Genomic DNA, 20378 nt, shown 5'->3' with positions numbered 1-20378 from the left:
CAAACCCACACCACTCTTCCCACACACCCCGCTCTACCGATGCGCTGCGGTGAGGTCGCCGTCCGCACGCGACGGCCGGGCCGGCGGCGACCGCCGCGGGGAGGTCGCCGCCGGTTGGTGATCACGGTTTCGTACGTCTCAACGGTGCGCGACGCCCCGGTGGTCGCGCCTTGTCACGGCACCGCGGTCGAGGTCTCAGGCGGGAGAGGGCTGAGCATCCGGCCGCCGCGGCGATACGATGATCATGGTTCCTCCCGAAGATCCGAGTCGGGGAGACCGGCTAACCGAGATCGTGCCATCGGCTCGGATACGCGCCGTATACGCCACGTATATTCGGCCGGCCGCGAGAGCGGACCGTCACGTTCACGCTCGACGTCGAGCGCTCGTCCCCGGAGGGACGCCCGCCCCCGGAGGGACGCCGGGGCTCCGCCCCGGGAGGACGGTCAGCCGGGCGGGGTGGCACCGAGCCGGTCGAGGTGGTCGCGTACCACTCCGGCCTTGCGGTGCCCGAGGTCCTCGAAGAGGGCCAGGGCGGCCTCGAGGCGGGCCACCGCCTCCCCTGCGCGTTCCAGCGAGGCGTGGGCGAGGCCGAGCGCCTCGTACGCCTCCGCCCGCAGCAGGATGTCGCCGGTCCGGGTGGCGAGCGAGAGGGCGCGCTCCCCGCACGATATCGCCTCCTCGCGCGCGCCCATGTCGTGATGGAGCGTGCTCATGCTGACCAGGATCTGGGCGATGTCCCGATCGCCGCAGCTCGTCTCGCTGATCTCCAGGGAGGTCAGGTAGTGGCTCATGGCCTGGGGGAGGCGTCCGGCGAGGTGGTGGGCCTCGCCCAGGTTGCTGTGCAGCAGGGCGGTGAAGTGGCGGGCGTCCGTCAGCCGCGCTCCCAGGGATCCGGCCTCCTCCAGCCACCGGATCGCCTCTTCCGGGCGATGGGCGTTGACGCACACGGCGGCGAGGTTCAGCAGGGCCGTGGCCGCTCCCAGGGTGTCTCCGAGCCGGAGGCGGAGCCGGTGCGCGCGGTGACACGCGGAGACGGCGCGCTCCGTGTCGCCCAGCAGGCTGTGAACGATGGCGAGCCGGCCGGTGACCATGGCCTCGCCCGCGGGGTCTCCGGCCGTCGCGGCGGCCTCCGCCGCGACGGTGTACAGGTCGGCCCACTGCCTCGTGTGGTGGCGCCGGTTCAGCCACCCGAACATGGCCGCCGCGATCTGCCAGGCGAGCGCCGGATGTGATTCCGCCGCTCGCCGTACCGCGGCGTCGAGGTTCGCGGCCTCCGCGTCGAACCAGGACAGGGCCGAAGCCGCGTCGGCGAACTCCACGGGCCGGGCCGGGGAGGCGAAGTTGGGCCGTTCCTTCGGCCGGAGTACCCGGTCGGCCGCGTTGGCGGCGTCGCGGTACCAGGTCAGCAGCGCGGTCAGGCACCGCTCGCGCTCGCTCGCGCTCTCCTCGGCCAGGCATCGCTCCCGGGCGTAGATTCTCACCAGGTCGTGCATCGCGTAGTGGTCGCCGGGCACGGGCGCGAGCAGGTGGACGGACACGAGCCGGTCGAGCGGCTCTCGCGCCTCGTCGGCCGCCATGCCCGACAGGACCGCGGCGACGGCCAGTGACGGTTCGGGGCCGGGGTGCAGCCCGAGCAGCCGGAACATGGCGCGGACCGGTTCGCTCAGCGGGCGGAGCGAGGCGCGCAGAACCGCCCGGATCGATATCTCGCTCTCGTCGACGGCGAGCCTGTCCAGGCGCACGCGCTCGTCGGCCATCTCCGCCACCAGCGCGGGCAAGGTCGAATCGTACGCCGACATCTCCAGGCGGGAGGCCGCGATCCGGAGGGCGAGGGGGATACGGTCGCACAGCTCGGCGAGTTCTTCCGCGCCCGTGGCGTTGCCTGAGATCCCGTCTGTGACCGCGCCTGAGATCCCACCTGTGACCCCGTCTGTGACCGCGCCTGAGATCCCGTCTGTGACCGCGCCTGAGATCCCACCTGTGACCGCGCCTGTGACCCCGCCTGAGATCCCACCTGTGACCGCGCCTGTGACCCCGCCTGAGATCCCACCTGTGACCGCGCCTGTGACGCCGTCTGTGACCGCGCCTGTGGTACTGCCTGCGGCCCCGTCCGCGGTACCGCTCGTGGCGCCGCCCGGCCGGGCGAGCCGGTCCCGGATCAGGGCGACGGCGTCGGCCACCGGCAGCGGTCCGAGCGGGACCCGCGGGACGCCGTGCGTGGTGGCGAGCCCGTCCAGGCGGAGCCTGCTCGTGATCAGTGTCAGGCTCGGCGCCGATCCGGGGAGCAGCACACACGCCTGCGCGGCCGAGGCGGCGTTGTCGAGCACGATCAGCATCCGCCGGTCGGCCACCAGCGACCGGAACACGGCGGCCCGCTCCTCGGTGTCGGCGGGGATCCGCCACGACGGGACGTCCAGCGCGCGCAGGAAGCGCTCCAGCACCAGGCCCGGGTCCAGCGGCCCGTCGATCCCGAACCCGCTCAGATCCACGAACAGCTGCCCGTCGCCGAACAGGTGACGCGCGAGGTGGGCCCACCGGACCACCAGGGCCGTCTTGCCCACCCCCGGCGGTCCCACGACGGCGACGACCCGGGCCTCCCCGCCGATGTCCGCCGCCATCTCGTCCAGGCGCGCGAGCTCACCGGCGCGCCCCACGAACCCGAGAGGTCTCGCCGGTAGCTGGGCGGGCACGGCCCGGTGGCCGGGCGCCGGCGGACGCGCCGAAGTGGCGCGGGCGTCCATCCGGAGCGGCCGGTTCCCGGCCGTGTCCCACAGCCGCGGGTCGGCGGTGAGGATGGCTCTCTCCATCGAGCGCAGTTCCCGGCTGGGCTCCAGTCCCAGCTCGTCCGCGAGGATCCCGCGTGCCCGCCGGTAGGTCTCCAGGGCCTCCGCCTGGCGGCCGGACCGGTAGAGCGCGAGCATCAGGTGCGACCACAGCCGCTCACGGAAGGCGTTCCGGTTCACCAGCGCCGTCAGCTCGGCCACCAGGGAGGCGTCCTGTCCCAGGCGCAGGTCCGCCTCCATCCGTTGCTCAAGGGCCACCATGCGCCATTCCTCCAGGCGGGACCGCTCCTCGCGCAGGGCGGACTCGGCGGGCAGGTCGCAGAACGGGGGCCCCTGCCACAGCTTCAGCGCCTCGCCGAGCGACCGCCGGGCTCCGGCGGCGTCGTCCGCCGCGAGGGCCGCCTGCCCGTCGTGGACGAGCTTGACGAAACGGCAGGCGTCGACCTCGCCGCAGTCGACGTCGAGCCGGTACCCGGCGCGGCCCTCGCGCAGGATCCGATCGGTTCCCAGGGCCAGGCGCAGGCCGCGCGCGTAGAGCCGTACGTTGGCCTCCGCGGAGGGCGGGGGCGCGGACCCCCACAGCGCGTCGACCAGGTGGGCGACGGAGACGAAGCCGTGCGGGTGGCCGAGCAGCACCGCGAGGAGGAGCCGTTGCTTGGGCGGTCCCAGCGCCGGGGCGGTGTCGCCGGACCGGACGTGTAACGGACCCAGAACCTTGAAATGCACAATCACGTTCCTTCCGCGCGCCGCGTACGGCACTGCCGCGGATGGCCGCCGCGACGGCGTCTCCCGGCGTCGGTGGCCCGGGATCACGCGGGTACGGCTACCGCGCCATCGGCGAGTGCTGTGCCGGCGACCAAACTCAGGCGGTGATCATGGGCCAAAGCGTAGACCAAACCACGCCGGCCGGCGGGTCGTCCCGAAGGACGGACGACGGGCGGCCGGACTCCGGGCCTTCGGGTCTCCGCGATTCGAAGACCCTCTCCCGGAAACCGGGAAACCGGGAAACCCGGAAACCGGGGAACCGGGAAACCGGGAAACCCGGAAGCCTTCGTTCCAGAGGTCACACGAGGCCGCGGCGGCTGGCCTGGGCGCCCGCCTGGAAGCGGGTCTCGGCGTTCAGCTCGTCCAGGAGGTGGCGCAGGCGGCGGCGGAGGCTGCGCGGGCTGGTGCCGAGCTGGCGGGCGATGGCGTCGTCCTTGAGCCCGGCCGAGAGCAGCGCCAGGAGCCGGCGATCGTCCGGGTCGAGCTCCGCCCACCCCTGTTCGTCGCTCCGGACGGGTTCGCCGGCCGGCTCCGGGGCGCCGTCGCGGGACGCGGGCTGCGGATAGATCGGAAGCGCCTCCTGCCACAGGCGCTCGAACAGCTCGACCAGGGCCACCACCATGGTGGTCCCCCTGATCAGCACGCCGCGCGTCAGCGGCAGGTCCATGTGCAGCGGCACGACCGCCTGCCGCCGGTCGACGAGCGCCATCTTGAACGGCAGCTCGGGCAGGACCCGCGCCTCCTCGCCCGCCTTGACCAGGCTGCCCACCTCGTCGAGCGCCCCCGCGTGGTCGAACGCCTCGGGCACGTAGATGGTCCGGTAGCGGACGCCCTTGCGGAGCAGGCCGGTCTGCACCGGGTTGTGATAGTCCAGCACGTACGGAGGCCGGTCGAAGGTCAGCACCTCCTCCTTGGCCTCCTGCTGCAGCCGGACGTACGACCTGGCCTGGTCCTCGGGCCCCGCCAGGAACTCGAACTGGCCGCCCTCCTCCAGGTCCTGGCCGGCAGTGCGGAAGGTCTCCTCCAACTGGTCGGCCGTGTCGGTGAGCCGGTCCAGGTTGCTCTGCATGCCGCGTACCAGCGAGCGGATGGCGGTCCCCGGGTTCGTCGCCGTCCAGCGGGGCGACCGTCCCCACAGGCGGCTGACCAGGCCCTTGGCGCGGAGCCTGGTCAGTGACGTCTGGATGCGCCCCGAGCTCTCCCCGCTTCTCATGACGAGTTCCTGCACCGTGATGCCGGGGCAGGCCAGCACCTCACGATAGATCCGCTCGTCGAACGCGCTGATCCCCACGATCGCCAGTGCCGGACCGTCATCAAGCATGCCTACGAGCTTGGCCACTTTCGGCAGTTGCCGCAATAGGCCACACGAACCACCTTGTCACCAAAATTCGCATACCGTTAGAAATCGGGATGTGCTTCAGAGAACCGTCCTTATCGGCAGTGTGGTAACGGCCCTGGTAGCGGTCGCCACGCCGGTCCAGGCGAACCCCACCCCCACCCCCACCCCCCAGGCCTCGACCTCTTCTCCCCAGGCCGGGCAGGCCGCCGCGAAGGCCGGACCGCCCAAGACGATCACTCTCATCACCGGGGACAAGGTCACGCTCCGCGTGCTCCCCGGCAAGCAGACCCAGCTCGACGTCGAGCCGGGCACCGGCAGAGAGAAGATCAAGTTCGTCCACCGCCGGGCCAAGGAAGGGCTCAGCATCGTCCCCGTGGACGCGATGCCCCTGCTGGCCGAAGGCAGGCTGGACCCCCGGCTGTTCAACGTCACCCGGCTCGCCGAACTCGGCTACGACGACGCCGCCAGCCCGGCGCTCCCGCTGATCGTGACCTACTCCGGCCAGGCCGACGCCGCCATGCTGCGCGCCGCGGGCGGGCGCCCGCTGCCCGCGATCAACGGCATCGCCAGGAGCGAGTCCCGCGCCGCCGCCGGCACGCTCTGGAAGTCCCTGTCCGGGCAGGCCAGAACGGCGGCCGCGCCCGAGAAGATCTGGCTGGACGGCAAGGCCAAGCTGTCCCTCGACGTCAGCGTCCCGCACATCGGCGCCCCCAAGGCGTGGGAGGCCGGCCACACCGGCAAGGACGTCACCGTCGCGGTGCTCGACAGCGGCTACGACCCCGATCACCCCGACCTGAAGGGGCTGGTCACCAAGACACAGAACTTCACCGCCGAGCCCGACGTCCGCGACCTCAACGGCCACGGCACGCACGTCGCCGCCACGATCGCCGGATCCGGCGCCGCCTCCGGCGGCAAGAACAAGGGCGTCGCCCCCGGCGCGAAGCTGCTGATCGGCAAGGTCTGCGAGCAGAGCGGGTACTGCCCGGACTCGGGCATCATCGAGGCCATGACCTGGGCTGCGGAGAACGGCGCCCGCGTCGCCAACCTCAGCCTCGGCGGCCCCGACATCCCCGGCATCGACCCGCTGGAGCAGGCCGTCAACACGCTGTCGGAGCAGTACGGCACGCTGTTCGTCATCGCGTCGGGCAACGACGGCCCCCAGGCGCTCGGCTCGCCGAGCAGCGCCGACCACGCGCTGTCGGTCGGCGCCTCCTACCGCGACGCCGACACGGTCGCCCAGTTCAGCAGCACCGGCCCGCGCGTCGGCGACGCCGCGGTCAAGCCCGACCTGATCGCGCCCGGCGTGGGCATCGTCGCGGCCAGGGCCGCGGGCACCTCGGGCGGCTTCCCGGTGGACGACCTCCACACGGAGATGAGCGGCACGTCCATGGCCACCCCGCACGTGGCGGGAGCGGCGGCGATCGTCGCCGGACTGCACCCCGACTGGAAGGCCGGCCAGATCAAGGCGGCGCTGATGGCCTCCACCGCGCCCGGCGAGGAGCTCGGCGCCTACGTCCAGGGCTCCGGCCGCGTGGACGTCGCCCGCGCCGTCGCCCAGCGGGTCACGGCCGAGCCCGCCTCGCTGAGCCTGGGAGAGGTCGAGCTGCCCGTCTCCACGCCCAGGAAGAGCACGCTCACCTACCGCAACGACGGTGACGCCGCCGTACGGCTGGACCTGAGCGTGAAGGCCAAGGACGGTCGCGGCGAGACGGTGACGCCGTTCAAGCTCGGCGCCACCACGGTGGAGGTGCCCGCGCACGGCACCGCGCAGGTCGAGGTGACCGCCGAACCGGGTGCGATCGGCATGTACAGCGGCACGGTCATCGCCACCGGCGGCGAGGTCTCCGTGCGTACCGGCATCGGCATGCGGGTCGAGCCGGAGAAGCGCGGCCTCAAGCTGGCCTTCACCGGCTCGGACGGGCAGCCCGTGCAGAACTCCTTCGCCGGGGTGATCGACCTCGACACCAAGGAGCAGGTCAACTACGACATCTCCGGCGGCAAGCTGGACCTCAGGCTGCAGAAGGGACACCGCTACACGATCGTCTCCCTCATGCTCGACCACGACGGCACCCTGGTGATGTCCGCGGAGCCGGAGTTCACCCTCGACGCCGACCGCACCGTCACCGCCGACGCGCGCAAGGCCAAGCCGGTGGACGTGCGCACCGAGGAGCCGACCGCGCGACTCGCCATCGGCATGCTCGGCATGATCCAGCTCGCCGACGGCGTCCAGCCGATGGGCGTGGACGTCGAGCTGGCGGACATGTGGGGCGCGGACCGGATCGAGGGCATCAAGGCCATCCCCACGACCCGTACGGCGAGCAAGAAGTTCGCCTACTACCGCTGGACGCAGTGGGCCAAGCCGAAGGGCGACGGCACCTACAACGACAGCCCCTACTTCTACCACCTGATGAAGGCCGAGCCGCGCATCCCCGCCGACCCCGGCTACCGCCCGCGCGGACGCGACCTCGCCAAGGTCACCTCCACGTACGCCACCCAGCAGGACGCCAAGTTCGGCGAGCACTTCGCCCTGCCCGTGCTGTACGGGACCGAGCTGGCCTGGATGCCGTACGGCAGCCTGTCCCACTTCCCGCTCCCGTTCCAGCGGACCGAGTACTACACGCCCGGCGACACCGGCTGGTACCCCTCCTTCATCCAGTACAAGGCACTGGACATCGTGGAAAACATCGACCAGTTCTTCTTCGGCGAGACCACCGTCTACCGCGCAGGCCAGAAGGCCTCCGACCGCTGGAACGCCGGCGTCTTCGCGGCCGGGCTCATGCCCGGCGGGGACTACTCCTGGCGCGAGGAGAACATGCTGCAGTTCGCCGGCGGGCTGTTCGAGGACAGCGTGCCCGAGCGCCTCTCCTACGGCGAGTACACCGCCCCGCAGGCCAAGCTCTATCGCGACGGCAAGGAGATCTTCGCCGACACCTACCTGCCCGGCTACATCGAGGTGCCCGCCGACGGGAAGGAGAGCGAGTACCGGCTCACCAAGACCGCCGACCGTGATCCGGCCATGACCAAGTTCTCCACGCGGGTCAGTGCCGAGTGGCGGTTCAGGTCCAAGACCCCCGAGCCGGGACAGCGGCCGACGCTTCCGCTGATGGTCGTCAGGATGAGCCCGGAGCTGGACGACCGCAACTATGCCGGTACGGGCCACATGCGCATCCCGCTGCGGGTCCAGCGCCAGGCGGGCTCGCCCGACCTGAAGGTGAGCACGCTCTCCGCGGAGATCTCCTACGACGACGGCCGCACCTGGTGGCCCACGCTGGTGCATCCGACCGGCAAGGGCACCTGGGCCGCCGAGACCTTGCACCCGGTCAGCGCGCGCGGCAAGTTCGCCTCGCTGCGCGTCAAGGCCGCCGACGTCGGCGGCAACGCCTTCACCGAGACCGTCATCAGGGCCTACGGGATCAAGTAAGCCCCGGCATCAGGTAAGCCCCGGCATCAAGTAAGCCCCGGGAACCCCGCCGCGCCTTCCGGACGCGGCGGGGTTCTCACCGTCGGACGGGTCGGGTTCTCACCGTCGGACGGCTGGAGGACGATCGCCGGGACCTGAACAGGACCGTCGGGACCTGTGGCCGAGACCATCAGGATCTGAACAGGACCGTCAGGATCTGAACAGGACCATCGGGACCTGACCCGGAAGGAGACCGCTGGACAGGCCGGGACGGTTCAGTGTCGCGGGATGCCCAGGGTGACGAGCAGGTCCTCGTGAAGCTGGAACCACACGCTGTGGTAGGACTCGAGGTCGTCCGACACGTGGTCCAGCGCGCCGGACCTGGCGCGCGTGAGCGCGGTGGTGAGCCGGGTCCGATACCGCTGGAACCGGAGCATCGCCGCGAACAGGTCCGCGCAGGCGTCGTCGACACGCTGGTCGAGGTCCGCGAACCGGTCCAGGAGCCGTGAGTTGTAGGCGGGGTCGGTGTGGTCGTTCGGTACCGCGACACCGTCGACGGATCGCATCTGCCACGCCGTGCAGAGATCGAGCAGCTCCGGGTTGAGCACGAGAAAGCCGTCGTACGCCTTGGCCACCGTCGCCCGGGTGCCCGCCGTGTCCAGTTCGGCGGAGATCCGTTCGGCGTCCGCGGCGAGACCGGCCTCGGTGAGCCCCCACCCGCCGAAGTCACCCGAAGCATGCGTGACGAGGCCGGCCACCGCGAGATCGATCAGCTCGGATTCGACGTCGGGCTCGGAGAGCCCCGCCGCCCGGGCCACGCGGGCCAAACCTGCGAACCCGATGCAGCGGAGAGTATGCAACGTCAACAGGTCGACACTGGTCACATGGGGTGGGTTCGGCACGTCGATATGCTACATCGATGGTGTGGATTCACCCGATTTCTACCGAGGTCGAGGAGACCGCGAGCGTCCTCGGCGGCAAGGGGTACGGCCTTGTCGTGTTGCGACGTCTCGGCGTGCCCGTGCCCCCCGGATTCGTCATCGGCACCGCGGCGTGTCGCGCCTTTCTGCGTGACGGGGAGCTTCCCGGCGACCTCGGCGCCGAGCTGGCGGCCGCCGTCTCCGGTCTCGAAGCCGCCACGCGACGGCGCCTCGGCGGGCCCGACCGGCCACTGGCGGTGTCGGTCCGTTCGGGCGGCAGCGTGTCGATGCCCGGCATGATGAACACGATCCTCAACCTCGGTCTCACCGCCGAGGCCACGGCTGGGCTGGCGGCCGAGACAGGTGATCCGCGGTTCGCGCTCGACTCGCGCCTGCGCTTCCTGTCCAGTTACGCCGCGGCGGTCTTCGGTACGGAACCGGAACGTCTGGAAGCCGCCGCGCGTGAGGCGGCCGAGCGCGGCGCCGGGAACGAGGCCGGGAACGAGGCCGGGAACGAGGCCGGGAACGAGGAGACACGCCTCGCCGACGCGATCCGGGGAGTCGAGGCCCTCATCCGCGAACGAGCCGGCGGGCCGGTGCCGGACGACGCGGCGAGGCAGCTGGAGCCGGCCGTCAGGGCCGTGTTCTCGTCCTGGGACACGCCGCGCGCCAAGACCTACCGCGAACTGCACGACATCCCGCACGAGCTCGGCACGGCCGTCGTCGTGCAGGCGATGGTGTTCGGGAACCGCGACGACCACAGTGGCACCGGTGTCGCGTTCAGCCGCGACCCCAACACCGGCGAGAGCGTCCCGTTCGGTGAGGTCCTGTTCGGTCGCCAGGGCGAGGACGTCGTCTCCGGGAGGTCGGCGACCCGGCCACTGACCGAGCTGGCCGAACGGGAGCCGGCGGTGTGGGCCGGCCTCCTGGAAGCCATGAGCCGGATCGAGGAGCACTACCGCGACACCTGCTACCTGGAGTTCACCTTCGAGGCGGGTGAGCTGTGGGTCCTGCAGGTGCGGCCCGGCAACCTCGTCGGACGCGCTGCCGTCCGCGTCGCGGTGGAGCTGGCCGACGAGGGCGTCATCAGCCGCAGCGAGGCGCTGCTCCGGGTCTCTCCGCACCATCTTCGCCACGCTCGCACACCCCGGATCGAGGTGACCGACGCGAGTGACATCCTCACCCGGGGACTGGGCGCCTGCCCGGGGGTCGCGGTCGGCAGGGTGGCGACCACCGCCGACAAGGCGGCGCGGATGACCGCCGACGGCCCGGTCGTCCTGGTGCGCCCGCACACCTCCCCGCTCGACATGCACGGCCTGGCCGCAGCCGTGGGGGTCGTCACCGCCCGCGGCGGGCCGGCCAGCCACGCCGCCGTCGTCGCGAGGGCGATGGGCAAACCCGCCGTCGTGGGAGCCGCTGACCTCACGGTCGACGTCGCCGCCGCCTGCGTGCGAGCCGGGGGGCGCATCGTCCAGGAAGGCACGCTCATCACCATCGACGGGACCGGCGGAGAGGTCCTCGTCGGCAGCCACCGCGTCGTCACGGCCGTGACCGACTCCCACCTGCACCGCCTGCTCGAATGGGCCGACGAGATCTCGGGCGACGACTCGGACCGCGACGAGACGGAACGTCTCAGGGCGGCCCGCGCGGCCCTGCGGACCTGAAACGGCCCAGGCCTGAAACGGCCCGGGCCTGAAACAACCTGGGCCTGAAACGAGCCAGACCTGAAACAACCTGGGCCTGAAACGACCTGGGCCTGAAACCGGCCGTGAAACCACGCGGGCCTGACGGATGCCCTGACGCGCACCCGTTTCCGGAGCGAAGCGCGTTCCTCACTCCGGCCGGGGGCTCGTCGGGTGGTCCCGCCGGCCGGGCTCACGCCGCCAGCGGCCCTCGGAGACGCGACACCTGCTTGGCGTACTGGCGGCGGCCGACGGTTCTCCACAGCAGCCGGGCGACGGCCGGCAACTTGCCGAGGAAGAATCCGCGCTCTTCCCGGGTGGCCTCCTCCAGGATCGCACCCATCGAGAGCAGCAGCTTCTTCTTGGGGATCTGCTCCACCGCGCGGGCGCCGACGGCCTCCCACTCCGCGACCGACATGTGCTCGGCGACGAGCGCCAGCACGTACCGCTCCTCGTCGTTCAGATGCTCGACCAGGGCGGTGCGGTGCTCCTCCATCGCGATCGCGAGTTTCTCACCGGCTCCCTTCGAGGCGGTGAGCCGCCACTCGGGCAGCACCTCGGCGATCCGGGCCAGGGTCTCGGCGATCCGGTCGTGCTGCTCCTCCATCCGCATTACCATGTCCGTCTCCAGACGGACCCGCGACAGCAGCAGCGGCCACACCAGCTCGTCCTCGGCGCTGTGGTGGTGGTGCAGACCCTCGGCGTAGTCGAGGTAGTGCTCGGCGATCTCGGCCGCGCGAGCCGTGTCGCCTTCGGGCACCGCCCGGACGAACCTCGGCATCAAACCGGACTCTCGCCGGAAGACGCGGTGGACTACCACCATCTCGTGGGTGTACGGGCGATCTGTGGCATTCATCGCAAGCATCTTTCGTCCTGTGCCAGGGGCGGCGGACCAAGTCTGCGAGAACCACCTTGGAACCGACTTGCCGTGCTCTTGGAAGGGGCGACGTGCTCTTGGAAGGGGCGACGCGCGGCTGCCGGGCCGTGGACGCGCGCCGGCACGGCCACCGCGTGATCTTCGGGTTCCATCCCGGATGGATCACATCGGTGGCCGTGCCGGCCGGTTACGGCCGAGCCCTCACCGGGCTTGGTGACGGTGCGGTCCGGTGCCGTACGGATTCCGCGAGGTCGTGCCCGTATCGGAGCGGCTCGCGTCCTGTCCCGTGAGGGTCACGGAAGCGCGCCGCTTCGCTACGAGCTACACGCACCCGATGCCTCCTGACGCGTGGAGAACGTGGATGGTGCTGACAGGAGCGGGGATGCAGAGAGGCCCGGGAAGGGCGACGGGAACGACGGGAAAACTGACAGGAGCGACCGCGCACGCGGACTGGAAAACGACCAGGGGACTGGCCGTCGCGCAACCTGTGGGACTGGGCGAATCAACGAGTATCGCCGGTCCCGGAGGGCCTGCCGGTCCTGGCGGTCCGGCCAGTCCGTCCGCTCCTGCGGGTCCTGCCGGTCCTGGCGGTCCGGCCAGTCCGTCCGCTCCTGCGGGTCCTGCCGGTCCTGGCGGTCCGGCCAGTCCGTCCGCTCCCGCGGGTCCTGCCGGTCCTGGCGGTCCGGCCAGTCCGTCCGCTCCCGCGGGTCCCGCCGGTCCTGCCGGTCCTGGCGGCCCTGCCGGGCCTGCCGGTCCTGCCGGGCCCGCGGGTCCCGCCGGTCCTGCGGGTCCCTGGGGCCCGGGGTCGGACCTGGTGGGATTGCCGGTGGGCATGGCGGGCGGCCTGACAGGCGTACGGATGGGAACAGGTATGGCGATCACTGCGTCATCGTCATCGTCATCCCGCTCCCTCTCCCGCTCCCGCTCCCTGTCCCGGTCTCGGTCGTCCCTGCCGCACCCGTCCCCGCCGCGGCCGCCGGGGCAGTCACAGTTACGGGCGCCCTTGGGGCACCGGCAGGGCCGGCACGGGCGAAGAAGGGGCTTCTCGCCAGGGTGCGCGGAATGTTGAGAACGGGCTTTGTCGCCGACGCCCCCGGTGTCGCTGTAGGGGGCGAGATCGAGAAGGTTCGTCCCCCCGGTGGCGTTCGCCGGCGCCTGATTCGACGACATCATGAGGATGCTGGCCATCGCTGCGACGGCCAAAGCGCCGGCGCGCTTACCGGAAAGGGCTGGCGCCCATCTGCTACTACGAGGAAGCACGTTATTTCCCCATATCGTTGCTAATTCCGAAAACGTTCGGATCTGTCATGCGGTCACGGAAGTGACGACGGACAGGAGATACCCGAGGCTTATGCGGATAACGCGACGCCATAGTTCAGGAAGAGCAAATAAACAGTGTTGTGAAGGAAAACCTGCGCCTCATCTACGATTTAGCCGTATTTGCAATGATTATTCGTCCATGGTGTTCAATAGATGATTTCAGCTGGCCGGGGGAGGGGGCCGAGGGGACGAAAGTCGGGTCGCAGGGAGGGGGCGAGGCGATGTGTGCCGCACCGGTGCGCACCGGTACGCACCGGTACGGCACACGCGTTCCTTCCGCGACTCGGCGGCGCCCGATCCGGTGCCGTACCGGTCACCCGCCGGTCTCCGTCATGCCGTACCGGTCACCCGCCGGATCTCGGCGCCCCGTTTTCGCCTCGGTGGCGTGCGGGGTCCGGCGTCCAGCTCTCCCGGCTCGCTCTCTCGACCCCGCTCTCGCGCCTCGTCCTCTCGCGCCTTGTCACGGCCGGTACGGGCGGTCGCCTGTCGGGCTCACTTCTCGCGAACGATGATCTCCGGGAACGACGGGTCTTCCTGGAGTTCCCGCATCATCCGCTCGGAACGGGAAAGGCGCTCGCGCCCGGCGGGTGCCGCGTTGTCGCCCCTGCGTCCGCGGTAGCGGTCGTAGGGACGACCCTGGTGGCGCTGCGACCTGCCCCGCCACCTGTCGGAGGGCCTCGTCTCGTGCCCGCGATGGCGGCGGGAGGGGTCGGGGCGGCCGGAGAGCCGGTCGCCGGGAGTGCTGTCGGCATTCAGTTGTGAGATCGAGCCGAGCACCCGGGCCTGCCCGATGGTGGCGCCGGCCGGTACCTGGTTCGACGTCATGAGGATGCCGGCGACTGCCGCGATGGCGAGGACGCCCACCTGCCTGCCGGAGTTCGCCCCCGGTGTCCGTCCGCTCTTTCGAGGAAGCACGTTATTTCCCCATCTCATTTCTGGTTCCGAAAACATCTGATATCCCTCACTGCCTCATAAGTGGCAGCAGCTAGGAGATACCCCCCGGACCATGAGATAGCGCATTGAAACGGTTGGGGCAGAGCAAATAAATGGCGCCGTGAAGACTAATGAGATCTTATCTATTGCTATTTGTGGTTTTGTCATAATTGTTCGTGTGGTGAGGGGAAAAGAACGTCCGGAATGTTCACCGGGCCGGATCATGCCAGAAGCGTGACGGCTCAGCGCCGGCCCCTCGGGAATAGCGGGACCCCGCGAAGGGACGAGCCCTCGGGAAGTGCCGGACCCTCGGGAAGAGCCGGACCCCGCGAAGGGACGAGCCCTCCCTCCCGGGAGGGAGGAAGGGCTCGCGGAGCGGGGAGGAAGGGTGCGCGGACGTCACAGATAGACGCGGATGTCGGCCTGGAGCGGGCGCGACAGGCGTACGGTGATGAACTCGTTGTTGTCGGGCTTGCCCGGGGTACGGCCGGCGGAGGACGGGAAGTTGTTGTCGTCCAGCACGCCCAGGGTCCGGTCGTCGAGGATCACGACGTCCTCGATGGTCTGGAACGGGAAGCGGAAGGTCTCCCCGAACCCGCCCAGGCCGCGCGGGTTGGCCAGGTCGAGCAGGTCGGCGACGAGGGTCTTGCGCAGGTCCGCGTGGCGGGTGTCCACCATGTAGATGCGCTTGGTCCTGGCCGCGTCCCCCTGGAGGTTGTCACGCTCGATGACGAGGAACCGGTGCCGGTCGACCGCGATCATGTCGCCGATCGCGTTGTCGGGGCTCTCCAGCCTGTAGGTCCAGCGCTTGCCGGTGTAGGCCCGCCTGCGCAGGTCGAACTCGTTCATCCGCAGCGTCCCGGCGGCGTCGCCGGTCACGGTGCCTTCGAGCAGCGGGTACAGCTTGCGGCCGTCGACCGAGCGCGCCATGCCCTCGAAGCCCTTGCTCCGTCCCAGGTTCGGCTGTTCGCCGTTGAGGGAGGGGTTCTCCGGGGCCTTCACGCCGGGCAGCGGGACCGGAGCCTCGAGCAGCCTGCCCGAGGAGGAGAAGTGCAGCAGGAACGGGCCGAACTCGTCCCCGATCCAGTAGGTGCCGTCGAGGGTCCGCACGATCGACTCCACGTCGAAGTCGGCGCCGGTCAGCTTCCGGTCCGGCCGGGTCAGCGGCCAGGTGACGTGCCTGTCGGGGTCGCTCAGGTTGAACCCGCCCAGCACCGACACCTTCTCGCGGCGGAAGTCGGGCTTCACCCGGTGCACCCGCAGCAGGAAGTCGGCGCTGTTGTCCTTGGCGCCGAAGCCGTTGTCGGACAGCACGTCGAAGGTGCCGTCGTGCCGCCGCACGATGCCGCTGAAACCCTGCACCGGCTGCCCGGCGAACGGCGGGGTCACCCCGTTGACGGGGGCCGTGCCGAGCTGGGATCCCGAGGGCTCGCTGCCGGGGACGAAGGTCAGCGCGGGCAGGGACGCGAACCCGGTGAGCGTGGCACGCCCGAATCCGGAGTGACCGGAACCGGAATGACCGGAGCCGGAATGACCGGAACCCGACTGCTGTGAATCCGCCTGCAGGGTACCGGCGCCGTCGGAGCTGGGAAGGCCGGGGCCGGGCTGCCCGGGGTCGGCCACCGCCGGTGCGGACACCGCCAGTGCCAGCACGGCCGCGCCGATGGTGATCGTCATGCGTCGTCTCATGGCGGCACGCTAGGGAACCCGCGTGAACGGCCGGTGTTGCGTCGCGGGCCGTACAGCGAAAACAAGATGCGGACCGTACGAAAAGCTGGCAGAAGCCAGCCGGAAAGTGACATGCCGGAGACAGATGAAAAGGAATGCAACAGAACGTGTCCCTGAAGCGTCCCTGGATGCGTGGAGTTCACCGATTTCGTCGCCGCACGGGGCAGGGCGCTGTACCGGTACGGCTACGTACTCACCGGGAACGCCGAGGACGCGGCCGACCTGACACAGGAGGCCCTCATGCGTCTGGGGGACGCGTGGCCGAGAGTGAGGAGAAGGGAGGATCCGGAAGGGTACGTCCGTACGACCATGGCCCGCCTGCACATCAGCGTCTGGCGGCGGCTGCACAGGGAACGGCTGGTCGCGACGGTGCCCGAGGCCGCCTACACCGATGACCGTCTCGGAGACGACGTCGGCCTGTGGAACGAGCTGAAGCGCCTGCCGCCCAAACAGCGGGCGGTACTGGTCCTGCGCTACTACGAGGACCTCTCCGACCAGGAGATCGCCGATCTCCTGGGTGTCTCGCGGGGCACGGTGCGCAGCCAGGCGGCCCGCGCGCTGGACAAGCTCAGGATCAGAGCGGCCGCTCTTGAGGGGGAGCGAGTGTGATGAGCCACAGGGACGAGGAGGCGCTGATCCGTACGTTGGCCGGCGCGGCGCGGTCCGCGCCCGAGCCGGTCGAGGATCTGGTGGCGGCGATCGGCAGGCAGCGCAGGCGACGCAGGCGCGTGCGCGCGCAGTCGGTGCTCGCGGTCGCCGGGATGATCGCGGTGGTCGGTGGCATGGCGGTGGTCAGGGACACCCTCCCCAACAGGGGCGGAGAGGGTGTGAGCATGACCCAGGCGGCGCCGCCGGTCGACGCGAACGAGAACACCGAGCAGCCGGTCCAGAGCGGAGCGGGAGGACCGGCGAACCGGGAGGAGACCGCGCCGATCGACGTCCGGCCCGTCGCGGAGGTCTGGCCCATGGCGGTCTCCACGATCCCCGTCCGGGCCGCGGACGGCTACAGGTACCGCCCGGTCACCGGGCTGAGCGCCACGAAGCTGCTGCTCTCGGCCGAGTCGTCGTTCGAGAGATCGGGCCGCCTGGAGGTGTACGACACGGCCGACCGCAGCAGCACCGTGCTCACGACCATGCCCGACACGGGGGTGAAGGGTTACTTCGCGGGCAGCTTCGAGGTGGGCTCCGACTACATCGCCTGGTGGGGGGGGACGCCCAACGACCCCGACGAGTGGGCCGACTTCTGGGTCGTCCCCCGCTCCGGCGGCGTCGCGCGGCGGGTCGGCGAGGTCACCGGCGACCTCTCGAAGGTGACGCGGATCGCCGTCACCTCGGACTTCCTCCTGTGGTCGGTGAGCGGAGGGGGGATCTACCGCATGCCGTTGGGCGGCGGAACCCCGGAAAGGCTCGGCAACACCGACGGACTCCACCTGCTGACCTGGCCGCTCGCCGTCGACATCGGGGCCGAGCAAGCCGTCAGCGGTAGGGGGAACCAGACCAGGACGGTCGACCTGGAGACCGGCCGGACCACCGAGGTGAGCATCCCCGCGGGAGGGGGCGGTTTCCGATGCGGCCCCGTCTGGTGTTTCGGGCAGCAGGGGGACACGATGATGGTCCAGCGGCCGGACGGTTCGGACCGCAGGCTCCTGCCGGGGTTCAGCGCGGACAGAGGAGTGGTCGACAGGTTCGGGGTGATGGGGCCCCCCTTCAGCGAGAAGCGGGACGCGTACGTTCCCCTGGTAGCGGTCTACGACGCGGCCACCGGCCTCGCCGCCGGGATATCGCAGATGCGGGAGGGAGGCGGGGGCTACGGGATGGGCATCTCCTCCTCACCCAGCTCGATCCTCTACTGGGACGCCGAAGAGAGGACCGTCGAGGACTGCGGGACGGCCGACGCCCGCGGTTTTCCCCGCCCGTCGGGCGCACCCGCCCCCACCGATAAGGGCACGGTGTGCACGACGAGAGAAGTGGGCGGCGGCAAGGAGTTCACGGTGGTGAACCTTCTCGCCGTCCCCTCAACGAAATAAAGTTCGGGACATGAGAACTTTCGCCAACATCACCGAGCTCAAGGCCGCCGTCGGAGAACATCTCGGTCACACCGAGTGGCGCGAGATCACCCAGGAGCAGGTCAACCTGTTCGCCGACGCGACCGACGACCACCAGTGGATACACGTGGACGTGGAACGGGCGAAGCAGGGGCCGTTCGGCGCCACCATCGCCCACGGCTACCTGAGCCTGTCGCTGCTGCCCTCCCTGATGTCGGAACTGTTCCAGGTGGGCGGCCTGGCCATGGGCATCAACTACGGGCTCAACAAGGTCCGATTCCCCGCGCCGGTCCCGGTCGGCGCGCGGATCCGCGCCGGAGCCGAGCTCGTCGACCTCAAGGGCACCCCCTCTGGCTACCTGGCGAACGTCCGCATGACCGTGGAGATCGAGGACGGGAGGAAACCGGCCTGCGTCGCGGAGACCCTCGCCCTGTACGTCCCGGCGGAGGGCCCCTGACCCGGGCTCTCCCGGATCACCTTTCCGCGTAGGGTTCCTGACCGGGTTTTCGCGGAAGGCTCCCGGCCAGGCCGCGTCCCCTCCCGACGGAGCGCCTGTGGACCAGGACGGATCACTTCTCGGCGGAGAGCTCCTGGGCCAGGATCGCGGCCTGAACGCGACTGCGAAGACCCAGCTTGTTCAGCAACCGGCTGACATGGGTTTTCGTCGTCGCCTCCGCCATGTCCAGCTCCGCGGAGATCTCCGCGTTCGACAGGCCCCGCCCGATGCAGGCCAGTACCTCGCGCTCGCGCGGGGTGAGACCGCCGACCTCGTACGACCTGCGCTCGGGCACCGACGCGCCGAAGGCGGAGATCAGCCGCCGGGTGACCGCGGGCGCGATGAGCCCCTCGCCCCTGGCCACCACCCGCACCGCGTCCACCAGGGCGTCGGCGTCGGTGTTCTTGAGCAGGAACCCGGCGGCTCCGGCCCGCAGCGCCCCGAAGACGTACTCGTCGAGGTCGAACGTGGTCAGGATCAGCACGTCGGTGATCCCGCTCAGCTCGCGTGTCGCGGAGATCCCGTCGAGCTTCGGCATCCGGATGTCCATCAGGACCACGTCGGGCCGGAGGTCGAGGGCCATCGCGACCGCCTGCTCCCCGTTGGCCGCCTGGCCGACGACCTCGATGTCCTCGTGGCCGTCGAGGATGAGGACGATCCCGGCACGGACCGCCGCGTGGTCGTCGGCGACGAGAACTCGGATGGTCATGCGATCTCCCAGGCGGGCGGTCGGGTGGTCACGCGATCCCCCGGCTGGGTGGTCGGGTCCTCATGCGACCTCCTGGGCGGCCGGGTCGTCGTGCGATCTCCAGGCTGGCCGGTCGGGGCATCATGTGATCTCCCGGGTGGGCAGTTCGGCGCGGACGCGCCAGCCGTCGCCGTACGGTCCGGCCTCGAAGACCCCGCCGACGAGGGCCGTACGCTCCCGCATGCCGATGATCCCCGCACCCGCGCCGGGAAGCCCCCGCCCCGCGCCGTCGATCGGGTTGTCCACGGTCAGCGTGACCAGCCCCGGCCGGTAGCCGATCACCACGTCGGCGGCCTTGCCGCCGTGCTTGAGCGCGTTGGTCAGCGACTCCTGGACGATCCGGTAACCGGCCAGGTCGACCGAGGCGGGCAGTTCCCCGGCCTCACCGTCCACGCGCATCCGGACGTCGAGTCCCGCCTCCCGCGCCCGCTCGGCCAGCTCTCCGGCCTCGGCCAACCGCCGCCTGGTCGCCTCCGGCTCCTCGCCGTCCTGCCGGAGCAACCCGATCATGGCGCGCATCTCCCCCATGCCCTCGACGCTGTTCTCCCTGATGGACGCCAGCACCTCCCGTACGGCTCGCGCGTCCAGGTCCCTGCGGGAGAGGACGGCGGTGGACTGGATGGCGATCGCGCTGAAGTGGTTGGCGATCATGTCGTGCAGCTCCCGCGCCATCCGGGTCCGCTCGGCCTGCACCGCCGCCGCCCGGTCCAGCTCCGCCAGCCGCGCCACCTGCTCGGCCCTCGCGCGCTCGGACAACGCCTGATCCTGCAGCTGCCTCGTGAGCATGGCGGTGAAGACGGGGGTCACCCCGACCAGGCCGCCCTGGACGAGGAAGATGGCGGCGGCCGACCAGTGCCTGAAGAGGGCCCCTGCGATCACACCCGCCACGACGGCGATCACCGAGGTGATGCCGAGCATCCACCGGCCCAGCGCCCGCGGGCCGTACCTGACCCCCGCGTAGAGGTTGTCCGTGATGATCAGCACCGTGCCCAGGGACGGGCCCATGGCGAAGTCGCCGAGGAAGGCCACGACCCCCAGTCCCAGCGAGAGCAGCGGCCTGCTCCGCCGTACCGCGACCCCCGCGCACGCGATCGCCAGCGGCCCGGCGAACAGCGGGGCGGAGGCCCATCGGTGCTGGTAGGCGCCCGCGGCGAGCAGGAGGAGACCGCTGACGAAGCACGCCACGGCCCACAGCGCGTCGTCTCGTCTCACGCCTCCCATCTCATCACCCCGACGCGGCCCGTGGGTCCGGCGCAGGGCGGGTCCCCCGTACACACAAGGATGTATCCGGCTCATCGGCACCTCATCAGCGCCGACGATGCCCCGGGCGCGGAGAGGCGCC

General features: G+C 70.7%; 13 protein-coding genes. 5 read left to right on the top strand and 8 right to left on the bottom strand.

Annotated elements, in window-relative coordinates:
• Positions 1-443: 443 nt before the first annotated feature.
• Positions 444-3509: a BTAD domain-containing putative transcriptional regulator gene (locus AB0F88_RS42090; protein WP_362697461.1), complete on the bottom strand. Its 3066-nt coding sequence runs from the start codon at positions 3507-3509 to the stop codon at positions 444-446.
• A 337-nt stretch (positions 3510-3846) separates the two neighbouring features.
• Positions 3847-4869 (bottom strand): hypothetical protein, encoded by a 1023-nt coding sequence (locus tag AB0F88_RS42085; RefSeq protein WP_362697458.1) that lies wholly within the window; start codon positions 4867-4869, stop codon positions 3847-3849.
• Positions 4870-4960: 91 nt separating this feature from the next.
• Between AB0F88_RS42085 and AB0F88_RS42080 the strand changes: the two genes are divergently transcribed.
• A complete protein-coding gene (locus AB0F88_RS42080) occupies positions 4961-8308 on the top strand; it encodes a S8 family serine peptidase (protein WP_362697454.1) in 3348 nt (1115 codons plus the stop codon).
• A gap of 254 nt (positions 8309-8562) precedes the next feature.
• Here the strand turns inward: AB0F88_RS42080 and AB0F88_RS42075 are convergent, their stop codons facing one another.
• Positions 8563-9189, bottom strand: a complete 627-nt coding sequence (locus AB0F88_RS42075; protein ID WP_362697451.1) for a transcriptional regulator — start codon at positions 9187-9189, stop codon at positions 8563-8565.
• 17 nt (positions 9190-9206) lie between these two features.
• Between AB0F88_RS42075 and AB0F88_RS42070 the strand changes: the two genes are divergently transcribed.
• Positions 9207-10871 carry a pyruvate, phosphate dikinase gene (locus tag AB0F88_RS42070; RefSeq protein WP_362697449.1) on the top strand — a complete coding sequence of 555 codons (1665 nt, stop codon included), beginning with the start codon at positions 9207-9209 and terminating at the stop codon, positions 10869-10871.
• Between the two features lie 211 nt (positions 10872-11082).
• On the opposite strand, the gene AB0F88_RS42065 is transcribed toward AB0F88_RS42070, so the two are convergent.
• From AB0F88_RS42065 to AB0F88_RS42055, 3 genes are all read right to left on the bottom strand, one after another.
• Positions 11083-11712, bottom strand: coding sequence for a hemerythrin domain-containing protein (locus tag AB0F88_RS42065; RefSeq protein WP_362697470.1), 630 nt, complete (start codon positions 11710-11712; stop codon positions 11083-11085).
• Between the two features lie 1866 nt (positions 11713-13578).
• Entirely contained in the window at positions 13579-14001 is a 423-nt protein-coding gene (locus tag AB0F88_RS42060; protein ID WP_362697446.1) for a hypothetical protein, read from the bottom strand.
• Positions 14002-14418: 417 nt separating this feature from the next.
• Positions 14419-15708: an esterase-like activity of phytase family protein gene (locus tag AB0F88_RS42055; protein WP_362697443.1), complete on the bottom strand. Its 1290-nt coding sequence runs from the start codon at positions 15706-15708 to the stop codon at positions 14419-14421.
• A gap of 171 nt (positions 15709-15879) precedes the next feature.
• Here AB0F88_RS42055 and AB0F88_RS42050 point away from each other — a divergent pair, with 171 nt between their 5' ends.
• The 3 genes from AB0F88_RS42050 to AB0F88_RS42040 are packed head-to-tail and all read left to right on the top strand — an operon-like array spanning position 15880 to position 18249.
• Positions 15880-16356 carry a SigE family RNA polymerase sigma factor gene (locus tag AB0F88_RS42050; protein WP_362697440.1) on the top strand — a complete coding sequence of 159 codons (477 nt, stop codon included), beginning with the start codon at positions 15880-15882 and terminating at the stop codon, positions 16354-16356.
• Entirely contained in the window at positions 16356-17774 is a 1419-nt protein-coding gene (locus AB0F88_RS42045; RefSeq protein WP_362697437.1) for a hypothetical protein, read from the top strand. Before AB0F88_RS42050 ends, AB0F88_RS42045 begins: the two co-directional genes overlap by 1 nt.
• 10 nt (positions 17775-17784) lie before the next feature.
• Positions 17785-18249 (top strand): MaoC family dehydratase, encoded by a 465-nt coding sequence (locus AB0F88_RS42040; protein WP_362697434.1) that lies wholly within the window; start codon positions 17785-17787, stop codon positions 18247-18249.
• A gap of 112 nt (positions 18250-18361) precedes the next feature.
• On the opposite strand, the gene AB0F88_RS42035 is transcribed toward AB0F88_RS42040, so the two are convergent.
• Together AB0F88_RS42035 and AB0F88_RS42030 are read right to left on the bottom strand one after the other, a co-directional pair.
• The gene (locus tag AB0F88_RS42035) at positions 18362-18997 is read right to left on the bottom strand and encodes a response regulator transcription factor (protein ID WP_362697431.1); all 636 of its coding nucleotides are present in this window, start codon (positions 18995-18997) and stop codon (positions 18362-18364) included.
• Positions 18998-19117: 120 nt separating this feature from the next.
• Positions 19118-20257, bottom strand: coding sequence for a histidine kinase (locus AB0F88_RS42030; protein WP_362697428.1), 1140 nt, complete (start codon positions 20255-20257; stop codon positions 19118-19120).
• Positions 20258-20378: the final 121 nt, after the last annotated feature.

The organism is Streptosporangium sp. NPDC023963, assembly GCF_040639135.1.
GTDB lineage: Bacteria > Actinomycetota > Actinomycetes > Streptosporangiales > Streptosporangiaceae > Streptosporangium.
The sequence above is the reverse complement of the archived record's forward strand: the minus strand, read 5'-3'. Positions and strand labels throughout refer to the sequence as shown.

Excerpts from the sequence above, each read along its gene's own strand:
- AB0F88_RS42085 (WP_362697458.1), bottom strand. The coding sequence starts at position 4,869 with ATGCTTGATGACGGTCCGGCACTGGCGATCGTGGGGATCAGCGCGTTC.
- AB0F88_RS42070 (WP_362697449.1), top strand. The coding sequence starts at position 9,207 with ATGGTGTGGATTCACCCGATTTCTACCGAGGTCGAGGAGACCGCGAGC.
- AB0F88_RS42065 (WP_362697470.1), bottom strand. The coding sequence starts at position 11,712 with ATGGTGGTAGTCCACCGCGTCTTCCGGCGAGAGTCCGGTTTGATGCCG.
- AB0F88_RS42055 (WP_362697443.1), bottom strand. The coding sequence starts at position 15,708 with ATGAGACGACGCATGACGATCACCATCGGCGCGGCCGTGCTGGCACTG.
- AB0F88_RS42045 (WP_362697437.1), top strand. The coding sequence starts at position 16,356 with ATGAGCCACAGGGACGAGGAGGCGCTGATCCGTACGTTGGCCGGCGCG.
- AB0F88_RS42040 (WP_362697434.1), top strand. The coding sequence starts at position 17,785 with ATGAGAACTTTCGCCAACATCACCGAGCTCAAGGCCGCCGTCGGAGAA.
- AB0F88_RS42035 (WP_362697431.1), bottom strand. The coding sequence starts at position 18,997 with ATGACCATCCGAGTTCTCGTCGCCGACGACCACGCGGCGGTCCGTGCC.
- AB0F88_RS42030 (WP_362697428.1), bottom strand. The coding sequence starts at position 20,257 with ATGGGAGGCGTGAGACGAGACGACGCGCTGTGGGCCGTGGCGTGCTTC.